The following is a 3,082-nucleotide window of genomic DNA, read 5'->3' on the forward strand; positions in this document are numbered from 1 at the left end:
CAGTCCCGCCTGGTCGGCGACGGACAACGCGTCCACCGCGCGGTCGATAGGGGTGGAATCGGTGACCCCCAGCAGCGCCACGGCCCGCCGGTACGTCACCCCCTCCGGGCCGGCACCGGCGAGCAACTGGTCCAGGATCGACAGGGAGTCACGCGGGGAACCGCCTCCGGCGCGGATGACCAGCGGGTAGACGGCGTCCTCTACGACCACCCCCTCTTCACCGCAGATCCTCTCCAGCAGACCGCGCATGGCCGGCGGGGTCAGCAGGCGGAAGGGGTAGTTGTGGGTGCGCGACCGGATCGTCTGGAGGAGCTTCTCCGGCTCGGTCGTCGCGAAAATGAAGATGAGATGCTCCGGCGGCTCCTCCACGATCTTCAGCAGGGCGTTGAACCCGGCGGAGGAGATCATGTGCGCCTCATCGATGATGAAGACACGGTAGCGGGACTCCGCCGGGGCGTAGAACGCGCGGTCACGCAGTTCACGCATGTCGTCGACGCCGTTGTGCGTCGCGGCGTCCAGCTCCGTGACGTCGAGGGTGCCCGCCCCACCCGGAGCGAGCGCCACACACGAGTCGCACACCCCGCAAGGGGTCGACGTCGGCCCCTCCACGCAGTTCAGGGAGCGGGCGAGGATGCGCGCCGAGGACGTCTTGCCGCAGCCGCGCGGCCCGGAGAACAGGTACGCGTGGTTGATCCTGCCGCTGTCCAACGAGGTGCACAGCGGTTCGGTCACATGTTCCTGCCCGACGACCTCTGCAAAAGTCGCCGGCCGGTATTTCCTGTAGAGAGCCACGGGCACCAGAGTACAAGGACGCCGGACGCGGGTCGGGCGCGCTACCGGGCGGGCTACCGCCAGACGTCGTTGAGGTCGGTCCCGGCGTCCAGCAGCCGCTGCTGTACCGCGCCCAGGCCCTGCGACGTCGCCACAGCGAACTCCGCGTCGGTGAGCATCACCAGCTGTGCGACGACCGTCATCCGCCCCGGATGGGTCCAGTCGTGGGAGGTACCCCCGCCGTGCCGACCGCCGTAGTCGATCTCGTGCACGTTCGGGACGCCGTCCTCCCAGAGGAACGGCGGGATGAGCAGCCCGTGCTTCGCCGTCATCGTCTCATCGACGTGCCATCCCAGGTCAGGCATCAGCAGACCCGGCTGCGGGGAACGCCGGTGCGGATCCTGGGCGATCATCGTCGCCGCCGCACAGACCAGGTCCGCCGCGGCCCGGGTGTGCCCGGAGGTCACGGTGATGAACTCCACACGCAGGTCAGCACCGTCGTCGGTGACGAGGCCCGGTTCAATCCGGGCGGCGTCGAGGGTCATGGCGACCGTCTCGGCGGGGGCGGTGGGGTCCTCCGGGTCCTCCCGCCCACCGACGGGTACATCGGCGACGGTGAACTCCGGAAAACCCTGGACGACCCGACGGGTGCTCGTCCGCGGCTCACCGGGGAGCAGATCGCCCGCCCAGAAGGTCGTCTCCTCGAGATTCACAGCCCGATCACGCGCCTATTTCGCGGCCCGACCGGACTCGGCGGCCTCGATCGCGGCGAGCAGCATGCAGGTCGCGACACCGTCCATCGCCACCTCGACCTCATCCTGCGGCGGCAGGGACGGGGCGAGACGCAGGTTGCGGTCGTCCGGGTCGTTCTTCAACGGGTATGCCGAGCCGGCACCGGTCAGGGCGATGCCCGCGTCCTTCGCCAGATCCACGACCCGCTTCGCGGTGCCGTCAACGACGTTGACCGAGATGAAGTAACCGCCCTCCGGATGGGTCCATTCAGCGACCCCGAGGTCACCGAGGCCACGACGGGCCAGGATCTCGGTGACCGCACGGAACTTCGGGCCGAGGATGCCGGCGTGCTTGCGCATGACCGAGCGCACCCCCTCGGCGTCGCCGAAGTAGCGGACATGGGCGAGCTGGTTGACCTTGTTAGGGCCGATGCCGCGGACGTTCGCGATCCTCCGGTACCAGTCGAGGTTCTCCTCCGAGGAGTTGAGGAACGCGACACCCGCGCCGGCGAGGGTGATCTTCGAGGTCGAGGACATCGCCCAGAAACGGTTCGGGTTGCCTGCTCCCGCGGCGATGCCGACGATGTCGAGGATCTCCGGGAAGTCGTCGGTGAGGGTGTGCACGGCGTAGGCGTTGTCCCAGACGATACGGAAGTCGGGGGCGGCGGTCTCCATCGACGCCAGTGCCCCGGCGACCTCGCGGGAGACGGTGTAGCCGGTCGGGTTCGAGAACACCGGGACGAGCCACATGCCCTTGACCTGCGGGTCCTTGACGAGTTCGCGCACGGCGTCCACGTCGGGGCCGTCCTCGTTCATGGGCACGGTGACCATCTCGTAGCCGAAGGTCTCGGTGATGGCGAAGTGTCGGTCGTAGCCGGGGACCGGGCAGATCCACTTCACGGTCTCCTCCGCCGACCAGGGGCGTTGCGAGTCGTTGTTACCGAAGGTGTGCGACCAGGAGATGAGGTCGAACATGATGTTGAGGCTGGAGGCGTCCCCGGCGATGACCAGATCAGCGGGGATGCCGAGCACCTCGGCCCACAGCTCCCGGATCTCGCGGATGCCGTCGCCGCCACCGTAGTTGCGGACATCGGTGCCGTCGGCGAGGACGTGGTCGCCCTCGCCGGGCAGGGCCAGGAGTGACTCACCGAGGTCGAGCTGCTCGGCGGAGGGCTTGCCGCGGGTGAGGTTCAGGCTGAGGTTGCGGTCCTTGAGCTCCCGGTAGGACGCGGTGACCTCGTCCTTGAGGGAGAGCAGTCGGTCGGTGTTGGCTTCGGTCAGCTTCATGGTCCCGCGGGACCTCCTCGCGTTGCAGGGGCAGGGTGGTTTTCCGCCCGCAAGTCTAGTGCCCGGCTGTCGTGGATGTCAGTGCGGTGCCGGACACACGGTTCCGCCCGCGCGGTTCCGGGTGCTCCCCTCCGGCACGGTCGTCGCGCACCGTCGCGGAACCCGTCCTTTCACTCCTCTCCCCCGCACTCCCCGACCGGCCCGCCCCCGAAAAGTAGAACGGACCTCACGCACCCGCCAGAGCCCGCTTACCCTTGCTGCATTCCTGCCCTGGGGGAGTTCGCAGGATTCAC

3 protein-coding genes and 1 other RNA gene are annotated in these 3,082 nt (G+C 68.6%); all 4 read right to left on the bottom strand.

Translation table 11 applies throughout. The annotated features are described in order from the left end of the window. The coding region (gene dnaX, locus QZV72_RS04210) for a DNA polymerase III subunit gamma/tau (protein WP_297005687.1) at nt 1-792 on the bottom strand (792 nt) is incomplete at its 3' end. A 53-nt stretch (nt 793-845) separates the two neighbouring features. After that, nucleotides 846-1,484 carry a hypothetical protein gene (locus tag QZV72_RS04215; protein WP_297005688.1) on the bottom strand — a complete coding sequence of 213 codons (639 nt, stop codon included), beginning with the start codon at nt 1,482-1,484 and terminating at the stop codon, nt 846-848. A gap of 15 nt (nt 1,485-1,499) precedes the next feature. Then, complete coding sequence (locus tag QZV72_RS04220) at nt 1,500-2,789, bottom strand: aminotransferase (protein WP_297005689.1); 1,290 nt, start codon at nt 2,787-2,789, stop codon at nt 1,500-1,502. 212 nt (nt 2,790-3,001) lie between these two features. Then, nucleotides 3,002-3,082, bottom strand: an RNA gene (gene ffs, locus QZV72_RS04225) — signal recognition particle sRNA small type; the annotation flags it as partial.

Origin of the sequence: uncultured Corynebacterium sp., from assembly GCF_902782855.1 — a bacterium.
Lineage (GTDB): Bacteria > Actinomycetota > Actinomycetes > Mycobacteriales > Mycobacteriaceae > Corynebacterium.

Excerpts from the sequence above, each read along its gene's own strand:
- QZV72_RS04220 (WP_297005689.1), bottom strand. The coding sequence starts at position 2,789 with ATGAAGCTGACCGAAGCCAACACCGACCGACTGCTCTCCCTCAAGGAC.